Raw genomic sequence first — 17,565 nt, forward strand, 5'->3', positions numbered from 1 at the left:
TGGCTATCAGCCTTTTGTTACAAGTCCAGGCACCGCAACGTAATCCCTCCCCCAGCCTTGATCTACTCTCAGAACTGATGCGGTGGGTCGAGGCTCTGCCCAGTAGGTCGCCCCGCAGAATTCAAAGTGAGACGTGTCACGTCGAAGCATAGGTAGTCATGACGTATGTGATTCGACAGGGCTTCACCGTTCCAGATGAGACATCAAATCATGACAACTCATAACGGTTTTACCCGGGCGACAGCTGTCGTCGCGGTAGCGTGCGCGTGTGTGTGGCAGTCGGGCTCCAACGCGTGGGGGGCCGATGAAAAACAGGAGCAGTGGTATACCGCCTGGCTTCAGGTCACGGCGGATCCAAGCGTGGATATCCACAAAACCACGCCCTCGTTGCGCTGGCGTACCGACATGGACACGCTCTACCGGGGGGATACGACAGGTCAAGGCCTCGGTGCCTTCGAGAAAGGGCTGTTGCCCAAAGCCGTGGATATCCCCGAAAGCGAATGGAAATATGACTGGTTCAACCACGCAAGCGCAAGCGCGGGGTCGGTGTTCAGCAGCACAACGCGCAGCCTGATCTGGGCCCAACACTACGCCATCGAGTGGGTGTACGAGTTCACCGCTCCCCACGGAGTCGATCAGGTGACATCGGGAGGGCCGTTTCCAAAAGAGCAGGAAATCAGCTTCCCAGGCGGGGTCAAGGCGCACTTCATCAAGCAGGCCTGCCACAAAGACGATCTTTCCAAATGCAGGCCGAACCCAAACTACCGAGAACCCACCGGCCGCGAGTCGATGCAGGACATCGCCGCGATTTCCATTAACTGGAACCGGCTGACGCCTCCAGTGGGGCTGACATGGGTAACGACCAAGCAATCCCTCTGGGCAATCGGCTCCACGACGATCAACCCCGTGCAGGGCGCCGATGCGCTTGCCCATGGATTACGGAGCTGGAACTCTTTGCCGGCGAATTTGAGATCGGTGAGGCGTCCGGAATCTCCCGAGGCCAAATCGGTTGTTTTGGCATTTCGCGACTATAGCGAAGCCAAGCTCTGGGCAACCCAGGAATCAACAAACGGCGCTTGGGTGTATGAGGTCAGGCCCAATGTCGTGGCGGTGGATTTGTCGGTACGTAACGCTGGTTCCCGTGAAGGTGCCTTCGCGTTCATCGGCGGTATCAAGGGAGGCCTGTTGATGAATGCACGCCGCTTCGAGAAAGGCGTGAGTGAACCGGTCGAGTGCATTGGCATCGAGAAAGAAGCTTGCCGGCTCGAAAACATCCACCAGTAATTTTCAAACCCATGCCATCTGCCCGGCAGAGTGGCTGATGCTGTCACTTGAGGCTTGCTCGCCACAGGTTCAGTGCTCTGCCGGGATTGTTGTATTCGTCTTTCGATTTATCGCGAGCAGGCTCGCTTCCACAGTGGATTTGTGGTGTTCACAGAACTTGTGGTCGACACCCCGTCCCTTGTGGGAGCGAGCTTGCTCGCGATGAGGCCAGCACTTACTGCATCAGGTCCGAAGCTCTACCCGGTCCAAAGCCTTGTTCGCCAACAACGTCCCTAATTCAATTATCTGCGCCACTCCCAACAACATGTGCCGCCGCGAGCCTTCCAGGTCGAAAGCAAGGTCGCTGAGCATCGCATTGGCCGAGGCCAGGGTTTCACTGAGGTTGGCTAGCAGGGCTTCGGTATCGACGTTGTCTGATACGGTGAACAATTGCATCGAGGGTTGGGGTTCTGGTTCGCTGTCGTCAGGCTTTAGGTAATGGTCCATTGCACGGTCGGCGGCTTCTTTCAGCTTGTCGGGGGCGTAGTCGCCGTAGGGGAAGGTGGAAGCGGGTTTTGGAGGGTTGGGGGTTTCTTTGATCATGTGCAGCTCCTTGTGTTGATGGAGCCACCACCATTTCGCGGTCAAACAAAAAAGTGGCAGCTGTACGCGGGTTGACCGACCGATTCACAAGGAAACCGGCACGTCCGAAGACGTCCCGCGCACAGCCGCCGCGACACGATACCTCAGACGAAAGAAAAACGCCTGAAATAGGGCCTGGTGCGCTGGTGCGTCTTGTGAGTTCGGACGGTCAAATCCGGTCGCTGAATTGGCAGCGACACCCAAAGGCTAGAGCCCTCGCTTCCGAGGGACAACCTTAAAAACATGTCGGAAACTTCGGGGCGTCTGACAGACCAAGGGATGATCATTCGCACAACAAAAAACCGGCCTAAGCCGGTTTTCGATGATGACATTTGGGTTTACACAAACGCTGCGCGCTGCTCAGCCTCATAATGCCGAGTTTGAAAAGGCAAGAGGGTTTGCACCTTCAAGCCAAGACCTTCATTCAGTCCCCAAGAGAGAGCGAGTTCATCGCGGCGTTTGCGAAGCGTAGCAGCGGTTTGTGGAGTCACTTCTTGTTTGGGCGCCGAACGCAAGAACAGGTCAAGAGCCTTAAAGACTTCCGACACGCGGATATCCGTTACGCATGAAAAACGGGTGAAGCGTTCGAGTAAATAACCTGCGCGACGAATCTCGAGTTCATCAGTGTGCTGGCTCAAGAAAACCTGAGCCGCATTTATCAAGTCCGAATGGGAATACCAGACAGCATTCGCTGCATTCACAAGTGCCGCATCATTTGCTCTATTTAATGGTTTTTTGACCAACGTATCGAGAGCAAACAAGAGGCCTGGGCTGTTCACAACCTTCTCCATTTGATTCCTTGATAATTTGAAAACTGCCGCATCGACAGCGGTATCCAAAGGCTGAAGTCCCCGCTTCCGAGGGACAACCTTAAAAGCTTGTCAGAAACTTCGGTGCGTCTGACAGACCGTCCACTTGATCAAGGATGTTTCAGACAAAATCCCAGATAGGCTTTTTTTGGTTTGAATTGGGTACATATCCATTGCTGCGGTAACGGCCACTTAGGGTTCCGCCCTGACGGCGGGTCACTTTCGAAAAGCCCGGAAGCCGGCCCAGTCGAAAGTAACCAAAGCGCTTCTGCCCCACCACTCGGTGCCTCGCTTAGGCTCGGCATGCCCTCACTCCGGCATTGCTCCGTGGGCCCGCCGCGAAGGACCATCCATGGTCCAGCGCGGCTATCCCGGCATCCATGCCGGGATGCCCACTCCACAATGCCTGCGTTCGGCCATAGTGGTTAACGGGGCGCCTGAGATCAACGTCCACCGCGAGGCGGCCTGACAGCCGACCTGGTTCTTGGTGGGACCGCGTTTCTCCTGTAGGAGCGAGCTTGCTCGCGATGAGGCCAGCAAACCCAATATCCATGTGACTGAACCGCCGCCATCGCGAGCAAGCTCGCTCCCACATTGGATTTTCAGCAGCCACAACACTCATATACGCCGCAAACACCTTGTGGGAGCGGGCTTGCTCGCGAAGAGGACAGTACATTCAACATCCTCGTTGGCTGTTATGCCACCTTCGCGAGCAAGCCCGCTCCCACAGGGGAATCGGAGTACGACCGGGAGAGCCAGGTCGGCAGTCAGGCCGCCTCGCGAGCAAGCTTTGCTCCCACAGATCTGACGGGTGTACGACTGGGTGCGCCAGGTCGGCTATCAGGCCGCCTCGTGGTGGGGTGGACGTTGATCTCAGCGCCCCGTTAACCACGCTGGCCGAACGCAGGTATTGCGCAGTGGGTACCTCGGCATGGATGCCGAGGTAGCCGCGCTGGGCCATGGATGGCCCTTCGCGGCGGGCCCACGGAGCAATGCCGGAGTGAGGGCACACCGAGCCTAAGCGAGGTGCCAAGTGGTGGGGCAAAAGCGTTTTGCTTACTTTTGACTGGGCCGGCTTCCGGGCTTCTCAAAAGTGAGCCGCCGTAAGGGCGGAACCCTAAGCCGCCGTTACCGAAGCAACGGATATACACACAAAACAAACAACCGCCGGTCACCACAAAAATAAATATCAAATTTCAAAACCCGCGCCCCATGCATACCACTGACCTCTAACCCCCCAGCCCAAAGCAAGTAATTTCACGCACTATCCCCACCACCCTAATACCACTTCAAACAACCCTTCTAAAAACACCCCATAAACACGCGCAACCCACCAGAACCAACGTTGACATGGTATTCAAGTGGTATTAGTTTTCACCCCACTCACCGAGCGAAAACTCCTACAAATCCGCATCGGATACATCAATGAACGACATCCTGGCCCTGCGCCCCGACGACACCCAACCCACCCCGCTCTACCTGCAACTGGCCCGCAACCTGGAAGCCGCCATCCACGCCGGCCAGTGGAAAGCCGAGCAAGCGATGCCATCCGAACGCAGCTTGAGCGAGCAACTGGGCATTTCCCGGGTCACCGCCCGCAAAGCGCTGGAAGTGCTGTTCGAACAAGGCCTGATCCGCCGCAACCAGGGCTCGGGCACGTTCATCACCCCGCGTCTGGAACAACCGTTGTCACGCCTCAGCGGCTTCAGCGAGATGCTACGGCTCAAGGGCTTCGTGCCCGGTTCGCAATGGCTGGAACGGGAAATCACTCCGCCAACCCACGAAGAACTGATCCGCCTGGGCCTGTCGCCCACCGACAAAGTCGCGCGGCTCAAGCGCCTGCGCAAAGCCGACGACACGGTCATGGCCATCGAAATGAGCACCCTGCCCGCCAGCATCATCCCCAAGCCGCAAGCGGTGGGCGATTCGCTCTACGAATTCCTCGACGGCATTGGCAAACCGGTGGTGCGCGCGCTGCAGCACATCCAGGCGATCAACGCCTCGGACGAATTCGCCGCCCTGGTGGGCATCGCCCCCGGCACCGCGATGTTGCTGATGACTCGGGTCGGCTACCTGGAAGACAACACCCCCATCGAAGTCACCGACACCTATTGCCGCAACGACTACTACGACTTTGTCGCAGAGCTGCGGCGTTAGACGACTAGAGAGTGCCCATGTCCGAAGACAACATCCTCACCGCCCATGGCTGGGTTCGCGGCCGCCTGATCCATGAACACGGCAAAGTCGCGCGCATCGAAGGCCAGCCCTGCGATCCGGCGAGCAACGACCTGCCCTACCTGCTGCCCGGCTTCGTCGACCTGCACGTCCACGGCGGTGGTGGCATGGACATCATGCAAGGCGCCCCGGCGTTCGAAACCATCGCCCGCACCCATGTGCGTTTCGGCACGACGTCGTTTCTGGCGACCACCATGACCGCGCCCAGCGACGAGATCGCCAGCGTGCTCAAGGGCCTCGGCGAGTTTTGTGAGCAGCGGCGCCACGGCAACGCCCGGGTCCTCGGCGTGCACCTGGAAGGCCCTTACATCAACCCGGGCAAACTGGGCGCGCAACCGAATTTCGCCCACACCGCGTTGCTGGCCGAGGTGGAAAGTTACCTGGCCCTGGCGCCGATCCGGGTGATCACCATCGCCCCGGAAATCGCCGGCCACGACGCCCTGATTCGCACCCTCAGCGCCCGGGGCGTGCGCATGCAGATCGGCCACACCCTGGGCAGCTACGAGGAAGGCGTCGCCGCGCTGGCGGCCGGGGCCAGCAGTTTCACCCATCTGTATAACGCCATGAGCCCGTTGCACCACCGCGAACCGGGCATCGTCGGCGCGGCGCTGGCCCATGCGCAATACGCCGAGCTGATCCCGGACTTGCTGCACGTACACCCCGGCGCTATGCGCGTGGCCCTGCGTTCGATCCCGTGCCTGTACTGCGTGACCGATTCCACCGCCGCCGCTGGCATGCCCGATGGCGAATACAAGCTGGGCAGCCACACCGTGACCAAGTGCCTGGGCGGCGTACGGCTGGCCGATGGCACCCTGGCCGGCAGCACCCTGACCATGGACCAGGCCCTGCGTAACCTGGTGAAAATCGGCCTGCCCATCCGCGAGGCCTCGCAACGCCTGTCCCAATTCCCTGCCGACTACCTCGGCCTGCACGAGCGCGGACGCCTGCAACCCGGCGCCTGGGCCGACTGCGTGCGCCTTGACCGTTCCCTGACGCTGACCGACGTGATGGTCGAAGGAGAAGCCATTGACTTGCAAAATGCTTGAAGAGGCCCTGAGCTCGTTCGAAGCCGTCGAGCGCCAGTTGCAGCTATTGGACCCGGCGCTGCAGGAAATCGCCGGGCGCCTGCGCCGTCAGCCGCCGCAAGTGGCGATGACCGTGGCCCGGGGCAGTTCCGACCACGCCGCCAGCTACTTCGCCTACCTGACCATGCAGCTATTGGGCTTGCCGGTGGCATCGTTGCCGATGTCGGTGGTGACCATGCAGCAGGCGCCGCTCAAGGTCAGCGGCCAAGTGGCCTTTGCATTTTCCCAGTCGGGACAGAGCCCGGACCTGGTCGACAGCCTGCGCCTGCTGCGCAAGCGTGGCGCCTTGAGCGTGGCGTTGGTCAACGCCACCGATTCACCGCTGGAAGCGGCGTGTGAATTCAGCGTGCCGCTGTGCGCCGGCGTCGAAAGCAGCGTCGCCGCCACCAAGAGTTTCATTGCCACCCTCAGCGCCAGTGCGCGACTGGTGGCCCACTGGAAGGACGACGCCGAGTTGCTCGAAGCCGGCAATGCCCTGCCCGAAGGTTTGCGCGATGCCGCCCGTCAGGACTGGAGCGTTGCCGTCGAAGCCCTGCGCAACTGCCAGCGGTTGATGGTGATCGGCCGGGGCGCTGGGTTCGCCATCGCCCAGGAAGCCGCGCTCAAGTTCAAGGAAACCTCGGCGATCCAGGCCGAAGCCTTCAGCAGCGCCGAAGTCCGCCACGGGCCGATGGCACTGATCGACACCGACTACCCGCTGCTGGTGTTCGCCCCGCGCGGTGCCGAGCAGGCCGGAGTGTTGAGCCTGGCCGCGGACATGCGCCAACGCGGCGCCCGGGTACTGCTGGCGGCACCGGATGACATCGCCGAACGCGACCTGACGCTGACCCGCGCCGAACACCCGGCCCTGGACCCGATCCTGGCGATCCAGAGCTTTTACGGCATGGCCGCGAGCCTGGCCGTGGCCCGAGGCCTGGATCCGGACCAGCCACGGCATTTGAGCAAGGTCACCCGTACGCACTGAACCGACAGTTCTTCTGATGATGAGAGCGAGCCCATGCCCAACAATAATAAAGAGCTGATCCTCAGCGCCCCGCTCAGCGGCCCGGTGCTCACCCTCGCCAACGTCCCGGACGCGGTGTTCGCCAGCGGCGCGATGGGTGACGGGATTGCCATCGACCCGCTGAATGACACCCTCTACGCGCCCTGCGCCGGCGAAGTGATCCACGTCGCCCGCAGCGGCCACGCCGTGACCCTGCGGGCCGACAACGGCGCCGAACTGCTGCTGCACTTGGGCCTGGACACGGTCGAGTTGCAAGGCGAGGGGTTTTCCATGCTGGTCAAGGAAGGTGCGCGGGTCAGCAACGGCCAAGCGCTGCTGCGCTATGACGTGGACAAAGTGGCGCTGCGCTGCAAGAGCTTGGTCAGCCTGTTAGTCATCACCAACGGCGAGCATTTCCTGGCGCGGCCCATCACCCTCAAAGGGGTGAAGGTCGGCGAGCCGCTGTTGCATGTGGTCGCCAAGACCCCGAGTGAGAGGCAAGACGAAGACCAGGACATTGGCAACGAAGTCTTCGGCCAGGTCCGCATCGCCCATCGCGGCGACCTGCACGCCCGCCCGGCAGCGCTGATTCGCCAGACCGCCCAGGGTTTCAAAAGCCGCTCGCAACTGCATTTCCAAGGCAAATCGGCGTCCTGCGACAGCGTGATGGGGATGATGGGCCTGGCCATTACCGAGCAGGCCGAGGTGCATGTCAGTTGCCGGGGCAGCGATGCGGAGGCGGCGTTGCATGCCTTGCTGAGCACGTTATCCACAGCCCTGATTGAAGAAGCCCATGCGGTGGCGCCTGCGGTAAAAGCACAAAACCGTAGCGCCGAAGACGGCGTGCTACACGGTGTGTGTGCCGCTCCCGGTCTGGTGGCCGGGCCGTTGGTTCGGCTGAATGGCATTCAATTGCCCGAGGACGCTGGCCGCCACGACGTCGAAGAACAACGACAGCGGCTGAGCAATGCCTTGGTCCACGTCCGTCGCGAAATCCAATTCACTCTGGAAAACGCCAAAGCCCGCCGCCAGCGCGACGAAGAAGCGATCTTCAGCGCCCATCTGGCGCTGCTGGAAGACCCGGTTTTGCTGGACGCCGCGCACCTTGCCATCGACCAGGGCAGTGCCGCGACCCACGCCTGGAGCCGTTCCATCGACGTCCAATGCCAGGTGTTGCAGCAACTGGGCAGCACGCTGCTGGCCGAGCGCGCCAATGATTTGCGCGACCTGCGCCAGCGGGTCTTGCGGACGCTGTTGGGCGAGGCCTGGCAATTCGACGTGCCTGCGGGCGCCATCGTTGCCGCGCAGGAACTGACCCCGTCGGATCTGCTGCAACTCAGTGCCCAAGGCGTGGCCGGCGTGTGCATGGTTGAGGGCGGGGCAACCTCCCATGTAGCGATCCTGGCCCGCGGCAAAGGCCTGCCGTGCCTGGTGGCGCTGGGCGATGCACTGCTGGTACAGGTGCCAGGGCAATCGGTGGTGCTGGATGCCGATGGCGGCCGTCTCGAACTCGCGCCAACCGCCGAGCGCCTGGCCCAAGTGCAGCAAGAACAAATGCGGCGAACGACCCAACACGCGCAACAACAGGCCCTCGCCCACACACCGGCGCACACCCGCGACGGCGTGAATGTAGAAGTGGCGGCCAATGTCACCTCCAGTGGCGATGCGGCCCAGGCGTTGGCAAGCGGTGCCGACGGGGTTGGCTTGTTGCGTACTGAATTCCTCTTCGTCGACCGTCACACCGCGCCCGATGAAGAAGAACAACGCCAGGCCTATCAAGCCGTGCTCGATGCCATGGGCGACAAGCCGGTGATCATCCGCACCATCGATGTCGGCGGCGACAAGCAGTTGGATTACCTGCCGCTGCCGGCCGAAGCCAACCCAGTGCTTGGCCTACGCGGTATTCGCCTGGCCCAACTGCGGCCGGAACTGCTCGATCAGCAATTGCGGGCCTTGCTGCAAACCCGCCCGCTGAACCGCTGCCGAATCCTGTTGCCAATGGTGACTGAGGTCGACGAGTTACTGCATATCCGCCAGCGTCTCGAAGCCTTGGGCAGCGAGCTGGGCCTGAGCGAGCGCCCGCAACTGGGGGTGATGATCGAAGTACCGGCCGCCGCGTTGCTGGCCGAACAACTGGCCGAACACGCGGACTTCCTCTCCATCGGCACCAATGACCTCTCGCAATACACCCTCGCCATGGACCGCGACCACGCGGGCCTCGCCGCCCGGGTCGATGCCCTGCACCCAGCACTGCTGCGGCTGATCGCCCAGACCTGCGCTGGCGCGGCGAAGCATGGACGCTGGGTCGGCGTGTGCGGCGCCTTGGCCTCCGATCCGTTGGCCACGCCCGTGCTGATCGGGCTGGGCGTACGCGAGCTATCGGTCAGCCCGCCGCAGATCGCTGAAATCAAGGCGCGCGTGCGCCAGCTCGACACCGTCAAGTGCGCTTGCCTCAGCGCCGAACTGCTGAACCTGGGCAGTGCCGCCGCCGTGCGCCAGGCCTGTCATCAACACTGGCCCCAGGCCTGAGCCCACATCGAAGAACGATAAGGAAGGGACACCATGTACCAACATTTTATCGAAGGGCTGCAACGCCTCGGCCGCGCGCTGATGCTGCCGATCGCGATCCTGCCGATTGCCGGCCTGTTGCTGCGCCTGGGCGACACCGACCTTTTGAACATCGCCATCATTCACGATGCCGGGCAGGCGATTTTCGCCAACCTGGCAATGATCTTCGCCATCGGCATCGCCGTGGGTTTCGCCCGGGACAATAACGGCACGGCGGGGCTGGCTGGGGCCATCGGTTATCTGGTGATGATTGCGACCCTGAAAGTTCTCGATGCCAGCATCAACATGGGCATGCTCGCCGGGATCATCAGTGGCCTCTTGGCCGGTGCGCTGTACAACCGTTTCAAGGACATCAAGCTGCCGGAATACCTGGCGTTCTTTGGCGGCCGGCGCTTCGTGCCGATTGTCACCGGCTTCAGCGCCGTCGGCCTCGGCGTGGTGTTCGGCCTGATCTGGCCGCCGATCCAGCAGGGCATCAACAGCTTCGGCGCCTTGCTGATGGAAAGCGGCAGCGTCGGTGCGTTTGTGTTCGGCGTGTTCAACCGGCTACTGATCGTCACCGGCCTGCACCATATCCTCAACAACATGGCCTGGTTCATCTTCGGCAGCTTCACCGACCCGCAAACCGGCGCGGTGGTCACGGGCGATCTGACCCGCTACTTTGCCGGTGATCCCAATGGCGGCCAGTTCATGACCGGCATGTTCCCGGTGATGCTTTTCGGCCTGCCCGCCGCGTGCCTGGCGATGTACCGCAATGCCCTGCCCCAGCGGCGCAAAGTCATGGGCGGTATTTTGCTGTCCATGGCGCTGACGTCGTTTCTCACCGGGGTCACCGAGCCGGTGGAATTTGCCTTCATGTTTCTCGCGCCGCTGTTGTTCCTGTTGCATGCCTTGCTCACCGGGCTGTCGATGGCAATCACCGATCTGCTGAACATCCGCCTGGGCTTCACCTTCTCCGGCGGTTTCATCGACATGGTCCTGGGTTGGGGCAAGTCCAGTAACGGCTGGTTGGTGGTACCAGTGGGCCTGGTCTATGCGGTGATCTATTACGTTGTATTCGACTTCTGCATTCGCCGCTTCGACCTGAAGACCCCGGGGCGTGAAGACGTGCCGGCCGGGGACAAACCGGTCATCGCCCAGAACCAGCGCGCCAAGGCCTACATCCAGGCCTTGGGTGGTGCGGACAATCTGATCACCGTCGGCGCCTGTACCACACGGCTGCGCCTGGACATGGTCGATCGCAACAAAGCGTCCGACACGCAACTCAAAGCCCTTGGCGCCATGGCCGTGGTGCGTCCCGGCAATGGCGGGAGCTTGCAGGTAGTGGTCGGGCCGATGGCCGACAGCATTGCCGATGAAATCCGCTTGGCGTTGCCCTCTTCCGAGCGTCCAGCCACTGCGCCCGTGGTTGCGCTGGCTGAACCTGCTGAACCGACCGCCGTGTCCGGGGACGAAGCGCAGCAGTGGCTGGATGCGCTGGGTGGCGCTGGCAATGTGTTGCAGCTCGATTGCGTGGCGACGAGCCGGTTACGGGTGCGACTGGCCGATGGCCAAGGGTTGTCGGAAAGCCAACTCAAGACACTGGGTTGCCAGGGGGTTAGTCCGTTGGAGGGGGGAGTCTGGCACTTGCTGCTTGGGGAGAAAGCGCCGGGGTTGTGGCAGGCGTTGGAGGCGGTGGTGCTGAATCGTAGGGCGGATGTCAAAGCCTGAGTGTTCGTTGCCTGAAACTCCGCTATCGCGAGCAAGCTCGCTCCCACAGGGTTCGGTGTCGATCACTTGTTCTGTGAACAACACCCATCCACTGTGGGAGCGAGCTTGCTCGCGATGAGGCCGGCACACACCCAACACATCTGACAGACCACCCCTCGCCACAACAATAAAAAACCCGCTGAATCAATCAGCGGGTTTTTCATTCAAGCGCCAGAAGGATCAGAAATCCTCCAACCGCCACACCTCATACGCCGGTGTCTCGTAGGGATGGCTCTGCTTCAACGCCGCCACCACCGAACGGATCAACTCATCGGCAACGACAAGCTCCACCTTCCATTCCTCGACCTGCTCGACCTGCCCCGCCTCGCCAATGAACGGCTGGCTGCCGTCCAACGGGCGGAACTGGCCCAGGCCCAGCACTTGCCAGGCACAGTGGTCATAGTCGCCGATCCGCCCGCCACCGGCGGCGAATACGGCGCTTTTGACCACGTCCAGGTGGCTGGCCGGGACGAAGAAGCAGAGCTTGTACACCGCCTCAGTTCACCCAGACGCGGGCGTTGCGGAACATGCGCATCCATGGCGCGTCTTCGTTCCAGTCGTCCGAACGCCACGAGTTCTGCACCGCGCGGAATACCCGCTCGGGGTGCGGCATCATGATCGTGACGCGGCCGTCGCGGCTGGTCAGGCCGGTGATCCCGCGCGGCGAGCCGTTCGGGTTGGCCGGGTAGGTTTCGGTGACCTTGCCGTGGTTGTCGACGAAACGCAGCGACACGCAACCGGACAGGTCGGCTTCGAGCAGGGCTTCTTCGCTTTCGAATTCGGCATGGCCTTCGCCGTGGGCGATGGCGATCGGCATGCGCGAACCGGCCATGCCCTGCAGGAAGATCGAGTTCGACTCCTGGACCTGGACCATCGCCACGCGGGCTTCGAACTGCTCGGAACGGTTACGCACGAAGTGCGGCCAGAACTCGCTGCCCGGGATCAGCTCGTGCAGGTTGGACATCATCTGGCAACCGTTGCACACGCCGAGGGTGAAGCTGTCGGTCCGTTCGAAGAAACCCTGGAACGCATCACGGGCGCAGCTGTTGAACAGCGCTGACTTGGCCCAGCCTTCACCGGCGCCCAGCACGTCGCCGTAGGAGAAACCGCCACAGGCGACCATGCCCTTGAAGTCGTTCAGGTCGACACGGCCAGCCAGGATGTCGCTCATGTGCACGTCGATCGCGCTGAAACCGGCGCGGTCGAATGCCGCCGCCATTTCCACCTGGCCGTTGACGCCCTGCTCGCGCAGTACCGCTACTTGTGGGCGAATGCCTTTCTTGATGTAAGGCGCGGCCACATCGTGGTTGACGTCGTAGCTGAGCTTGGCGCTCAGGCCTGGGTTGTCCTCTTCCAGCAGCGCGTCGAATTCCTGCTCGGCGCAGTCGGCATTGTCGCGCAGGCGCTGGATCTGGTAGCTGGTTTCCGCCCACTGGCGCTGCAACAGGCTGCGCTGGCCTTCGAAGACGGTGTCGCCGTTGAAGGTGATGTTGATGTGGGCGTTGTTGATCGGCTGACCGATCACCGAGACGCAGTCGGCCAGGCCAGCGGCGCTGAACTGAGCGAGGATGTCCGGGGTGGCGTCCTGGCGAACCTGGATCACCGCACCCAGTTCTTCGTTGAACAGGATGGCCGGGATTTCTGCGGTGGACTCTGCAACGCTGTCGAGGGTCAAGCTCAGGCCGCAATGGCCGGCGAAAGCCATTTCCACCACGGTGGTCAGCAAACCACCATCGGAACGGTCATGGTAGGCCAGCAAGTGACCGTCGGCGTTGAGGCCCTGGATGACGGCGAAGAACGCCTTCAGGTCTTCGGCATCATCGACGTCCGGCGCTTGCGAGCCGAGCTTGCCGTGCACCTGGGCCAGGATCGAGGCACCCATGCGGTTCTGGCCACGGCCCAGGTCGATCAGGATCAGGTCGGTGGTGCCCTTGTCCATGCGCAGTTGCGGGGTCAGGGTCTGGCGGATGTCGGTGACCGGGGCGAAACCGGTGACGATCAGCGACAGTGGCGAGGTCACGCTCTTGTCCACGCCTTCATCGTTCCAGCGCGTGGCCATGGACATGGAGTCCTTGCCGACCGGAATGGTGATGCCCAGCTCCGGGCACAGCTCCATGCCGACGGCCTTGACGGTGTCGTACAGACGGGCGTCTTCACCCGGGTGGCCAGCGGCGGACATCCAGTTGGCCGACAGCTTGATGTCGGAGATCTTGCCGATGCGCGAGGCCGCGATGTTGGTCAGGGTCTCGCCAATCGCCATGCGGCCCGACGCCGGAGCGTCCAGCAATGCCAGCGGCGTGCGCTCGCCCATGGCCATCGCTTCACCGGTGTAGACGTCGAAGCTGGTGGCGGTCACGGCAACGTCGGCCACCGGCACCTGCCACGGGCCGACCATCTGGTCACGGGCCACGAGGCCGGTGATGGTGCGGTCGCCAATGGTGATCAGGAAACTTTTGCTCGCCACGGCCGGGTGGTGCAGTACGCGTTCGATGGAATCAGCAACGTCGAGCGTCGACGGGTCGAAATCATCGCCCAGCTCGGCTTCACGGACGGCCGAACGGTGCATGCGCGGGGCCTTGCCCAGCAGCACTTCCAGTGGCATGTCCACCGGGCTGTTGCCGAAGTGGCTGTCGGTGACGGTCAGTTGCGGCTCGGCGGTGGCTTCACCGACCACGGCGAACGGGCAGCGCTCGCGTTCGCAAATGGCCTGGAAGCGTTCGAAGTCAGCCGGGCCGACCGCCAGGACGTAACGTTCCTGGGATTCGTTGCTCCAGATTTCGTGCGGGGCCATGCCCGGCTCGTCGTTCGGAATGTTGCGCAGTTCGAAGCGGCCGCCACGGCCACCGTCGTTGACCAGTTCCGGGAAGGCGTTGGACAGACCGCCCGCGCCGACGTCGTGGATGAAGCTGATGGGGTTGTGTTCGCCCAACTGCCAGCAACGGTCGATGACTTCCTGGCAACGGCGTTCCATTTCCGGGTTTTCCCGCTGGACCGAGGCGAAGTCCAGGTCTGCCGAGCTGGTGCCGGTAGCCATGGAGGAAGCCGCGCCGCCGCCCAGGCCGATCAGCATGGCCGGGCCACCGAGGACGATCAGCTTGGAGCCAACCAGGATTTCGCCTTTCTGCACGTGGTCGGCGCGGATGTTGCCCATGCCGCCGGCAAGCATGATCGGCTTGTGGTAACCACGAACTTCTTCACCGCGCGGGGTGCTGATGGACTGTTCGAAGGTACGGAAGTAACCGGTCAGGGCCGGACGGCCGAATTCGTTGTTGAACGCAGCGCCCCCAAGAGGGCCTTCGATCATGATGTCCAGGGCGTTGACGATACGCTCAGGCTTGCCGTACGGCTTTTCCCACGGCTGTTCGAAGCCCGGGATCTGCAGGTTCGACACGGTGAAGCCGGTCAGGCCAGCCTTGGGCTTGGCGCCGCGACCGGTGGCGCCTTCGTCGCGGATCTCGCCACCGGAACCGGTGGACGCGCCCGGGAACGGCGCGATGGCGGTCGGGTGGTTGTGGGTCTCGACTTTCATCAGGATGTGCACCGGCTCCTGGACCGCACCGTACTGGCGGGTCTCAGGGTTCGGGTAGAAGCGACCGGCGACGTTGCCGACGATCACCGCCGCGTTGTCCTTGTAGGCCGACAGCACACCTTCGTTGTGCATCTGGTAGGTGTTCTTGATCATGCCGAACAGGCTTTTTTCCTGGCTCTGGCCGTCAATGTCCCAACTGGCGTTGAAGATCTTGTGGCGGCAGTGCTCGGAGTTGGCCTGGGCGAACATCATCAGTTCGATGTCGTGGGGGTTGCGCTTCAAGCCCTGGAAGGCGTTGACCAGATAATCGATCTCGTCTTCGGCCAGGGCCAGGCCCAGCTCGGCGTTGGCTTTTTCCAGCGCGGCGCGGCCGCCGCCCAACACGTCGATGGCGGTCAGTGGCTTGGGTTCGGCGTGGCTGAACAGGCCGGCTGCCTGCTCCAGGTTACCCAGTACGACCTGGGTCATGCGGTCATGCAAGCCGTCGGCGATCAGTTGGGCCTCAGCCTCGCTGAACTCACCGGCGACATAAAAGGCAATGCCGCGCTCCAGGCGCTGGATTTTCGCCAGGCCGCAATTGCGGGCAATGTCGCTGGCCTTGCTCGACCACGGCGAAATGGTGCCAAAACGTGGCAGCACCAGGAACAGGCGACCGGTCGGCTCCTGGACGGGAACACTGGGACCGTACTTCAGAAGGCGCGCGAGCACCTGCTGTTCGTCGCCGGTCAAACCGCCGGTGACTTCGGCGAAGTGAGCGAATTCAGCATACAAGCCACTGACAGCCGGTACCTTCTGGCTCAGTTGCTCAAGGAGTTTGCTGTGGCGAAAGGCAGAAAGGGCAGGAGCGCCGCGCAGGATCAACATCTTCGGGACAGCCTCGGGAAGGGGGTGTGCTTTGAGGCCGTGCATTCTAGCCTAAACCGCCGGCAACGGCACCCGAAACGGCACGCGCGGTGCAGGCCGAATGTCGGTCTTTGCGCCAACGGCCCTGTCGGGAGCCTATTACCCTGATCCTGGCGAGATATTTTTCAGCGGTGCAAAGCTCGTCCCACGCCGGCCCGCCTGCGTTACGGACATGTTTTGCAACGGCTAGCAGACTGGCCTTTTGCTGTCGAGATATGGCGGCAGGGGCCGTTTGCGTATACTGCGCAGATGTTTTCCCCAACGGCTTTGCGTCCGCGATATGCCAAATGGCTGATCGCTACCGGACTCTTCCTGGTGCTCGGTGGTTGTGTTGAGAAACCCAACACACTGGAGCGCGTAAAGGAGGATGGCGTGCTGCGGGTGGTTACCCGAAACAGCCCTGCCACCTACTTTGAGGATCGCAACGGTGAAACCGGCTTCGAATACGAGCTGGTGAAGCGCTTCGCCGACGATTTGGGGGTAGAGCTGAAAATCGAGGCCGCCGACAATCTCGACGACCTGTTCAACCAGATCGGCAAACCCAATGGCCCGGTGCTGGCGGCTGCCGGCTTGGTCAGCAGTGAGCAGCGCAAGAAACAGGTGCGGTTTTCCCACCCCTACCTGGAAGTGACCCCGCAAGTCATCTACCGCAACGGTCAGTCCCGCCCTACCGATGCCGCCGCCCTGGCCGGCAAGAAGATCATGGTGCTCAAGGGCAGCACCCACGCCGAACAGCTGGCGCAGTTGAAACAGCAATATCCAGGCATCGAATACGAAGAGTCCGACGCGGTTGAAGTGGTCGACTTGCTGCGCATGGTCGATGAGGGCCAGATCGACCTGACCCTGGTGGACTCCAACGAAGTGGCGATGAACCAGGTGTATTTCCCCAACGTGCGCGTGGCCTTCGACCTGGGCGACGCCCGCAGCCAGAGCTGGGCAGTGGCGCCCGGCGAAGACAACAGCCTGCTCAACGAAATCAACGCCTACCTCGACAAGGTGCAGAAGAACGGCACGCTACAGCGCTTGAAAGACCGTTATTACGGGCACGTCGATGTCCTCGGCTACATGGGCGCTACCACCTTCGCCCAGCATTTGCAGCAACGGCTGCCCAAATACGAGCAACACTTCAAGGCCTCCGCCAAGAAAGAGAAAGTCGATTGGCGCCTGTTGGCCGCGATTGGCTATCAGGAATCGCTGTGGCAACCGGCTGTGACCTCCAAGACCGGGGTGCGCGGCCTGATGATGCTGACCCAGAACACCGCCCAGGCCATGGGCGTGTCCAACCGCCTGGATCCGAAGCAGAGCATCATGGGCGGGGCCAAGTACCTGGCCTACATGAAGGATCAACTGGACGAGAGCATCGAGGAGCCGGACCGCACCTGGTTCGCCCTCGCCGCCTACAACGTGGGCAGCGGTCACTTGGACGACGCCCGTAAACTGGCAGCCAAGGAAGGGCTGAACCCGAACAAGTGGCTGGATGTGAAGAAGATCCTGCCGCGCCTGTCCCAGAAACAGTGGTACAGCAAGACCCGCTACGGCTACGCCCGGGGCGGCGAGCCGGTGCATTTCGTGGCGAACATCCGTCGCTACTACGACATCCTGACCTGGGTCACGCAGCCGCAACTCGAAGGCAACCAGGTGGCCGAGGGCAACCTGCACGTGCCGGGCGTCGACAAGAGCAAGCCGAACCAGGAAACCCCGCCACTTTAAGTCATACCCCCCTGTGGGAGCGAGCTTGCTCGCGATGAGGGCCTGACATTCAGCATTGATGTTGACTGTCAGCCCGCTATCGCGAGCAAG

At 62.1% G+C, this 17,565-nt stretch carries 11 protein-coding genes; 7 read left to right on the forward strand and 4 right to left on the reverse strand.

Annotation, left to right across the window (positions count from 1 at the left end; translation table 11 throughout):
• Window positions 1-210 precede the first annotated feature (210 nt).
• Entirely contained in the window at window positions 211-1,284 is a 1,074-nt protein-coding gene (locus J9870_RS23665) for a hypothetical protein (RefSeq protein WP_210640610.1), read from the forward strand.
• Between the two features lie 222 nt (window positions 1,285-1,506).
• On the opposite strand, the gene J9870_RS23670 is transcribed toward J9870_RS23665, so the two are convergent.
• Both J9870_RS23670 and J9870_RS23675 read right to left on the reverse strand, forming a co-directional pair.
• Window positions 1,507-1,866, reverse strand: coding sequence for a DUF6124 family protein (locus J9870_RS23670; protein ID WP_210640612.1), 360 nt, complete (start codon window positions 1,864-1,866; stop codon window positions 1,507-1,509).
• Window positions 1,867-2,243: 377 nt separating this feature from the next.
• Window positions 2,244-2,744 carry a hypothetical protein gene (locus tag J9870_RS23675; RefSeq protein WP_348772628.1) on the reverse strand — a complete coding sequence of 167 codons (501 nt, stop codon included), beginning with the start codon at window positions 2,742-2,744 and terminating at the stop codon, window positions 2,244-2,246.
• Between the two features lie 1,395 nt (window positions 2,745-4,139).
• On the opposite strand from J9870_RS23675, the gene J9870_RS23680 reads away from it, so the two are divergent.
• The 5 genes from J9870_RS23680 to nagE are packed head-to-tail and all read left to right on the forward strand — an operon-like array spanning window position 4,140 to window position 11,294.
• Entirely contained in the window at window positions 4,140-4,871 is a 732-nt protein-coding gene (locus J9870_RS23680; RefSeq protein ID WP_030139601.1) for a GntR family transcriptional regulator, read from the forward strand.
• A gap of 17 nt (window positions 4,872-4,888) precedes the next feature.
• The gene (gene nagA / locus J9870_RS23685; protein WP_210640613.1) at window positions 4,889-5,995 is read left to right on the forward strand and encodes an N-acetylglucosamine-6-phosphate deacetylase; all 1,107 of its coding nucleotides are present in this window, start codon (window positions 4,889-4,891) and stop codon (window positions 5,993-5,995) included.
• Window positions 5,976-6,998 carry an SIS domain-containing protein gene (locus J9870_RS23690; RefSeq protein WP_210640615.1) on the forward strand — a complete coding sequence of 341 codons (1,023 nt, stop codon included), beginning with the start codon at window positions 5,976-5,978 and terminating at the stop codon, window positions 6,996-6,998. Before nagA ends, J9870_RS23690 begins: the two co-directional genes overlap by 20 nt.
• Window positions 6,999-7,031: 33 nt before the next feature.
• Window positions 7,032-9,545: a phosphoenolpyruvate--protein phosphotransferase gene (ptsP, locus tag J9870_RS23695; RefSeq protein ID WP_210640617.1), complete on the forward strand. Its 2,514-nt coding sequence runs from the start codon at window positions 7,032-7,034 to the stop codon at window positions 9,543-9,545.
• A 33-nt stretch (window positions 9,546-9,578) separates the two neighbouring features.
• The gene (nagE, locus tag J9870_RS23700) at window positions 9,579-11,294 is read left to right on the forward strand and encodes an N-acetylglucosamine-specific PTS transporter subunit IIBC (RefSeq protein ID WP_210640618.1); all 1,716 of its coding nucleotides are present in this window, start codon (window positions 9,579-9,581) and stop codon (window positions 11,292-11,294) included.
• Between the two features lie 219 nt (window positions 11,295-11,513).
• Here nagE and J9870_RS23705 read toward each other — a convergent pair whose 3' ends face one another.
• Together J9870_RS23705 and purL are read right to left on the reverse strand one after the other, a co-directional pair.
• On the reverse strand, window positions 11,514-11,825 hold the full coding sequence (locus J9870_RS23705) for a YqfO family protein (protein WP_210640620.1): 312 nt from the start codon (window positions 11,823-11,825) through the stop codon (window positions 11,514-11,516).
• A gap of 4 nt (window positions 11,826-11,829) precedes the next feature.
• A complete protein-coding gene (purL, locus tag J9870_RS23710; protein ID WP_210640622.1) occupies window positions 11,830-15,726 on the reverse strand; it encodes a phosphoribosylformylglycinamidine synthase in 3,897 nt (1,298 codons plus the stop codon).
• Between the two features lie 288 nt (window positions 15,727-16,014).
• On the opposite strand from purL, the gene mltF reads away from it, so the two are divergent.
• A complete protein-coding gene (mltF, locus tag J9870_RS23715; protein ID WP_210640625.1) occupies window positions 16,015-17,475 on the forward strand; it encodes a membrane-bound lytic murein transglycosylase MltF in 1,461 nt (486 codons plus the stop codon).
• The last annotated feature ends 90 nt before the right edge of the window (window positions 17,476-17,565 follow it).

The sequence above is a fragment of the Pseudomonas sp. Tri1 genome (assembly GCF_017968885.1).
GTDB lineage: Bacteria > Pseudomonadota > Gammaproteobacteria > Pseudomonadales > Pseudomonadaceae > Aquipseudomonas.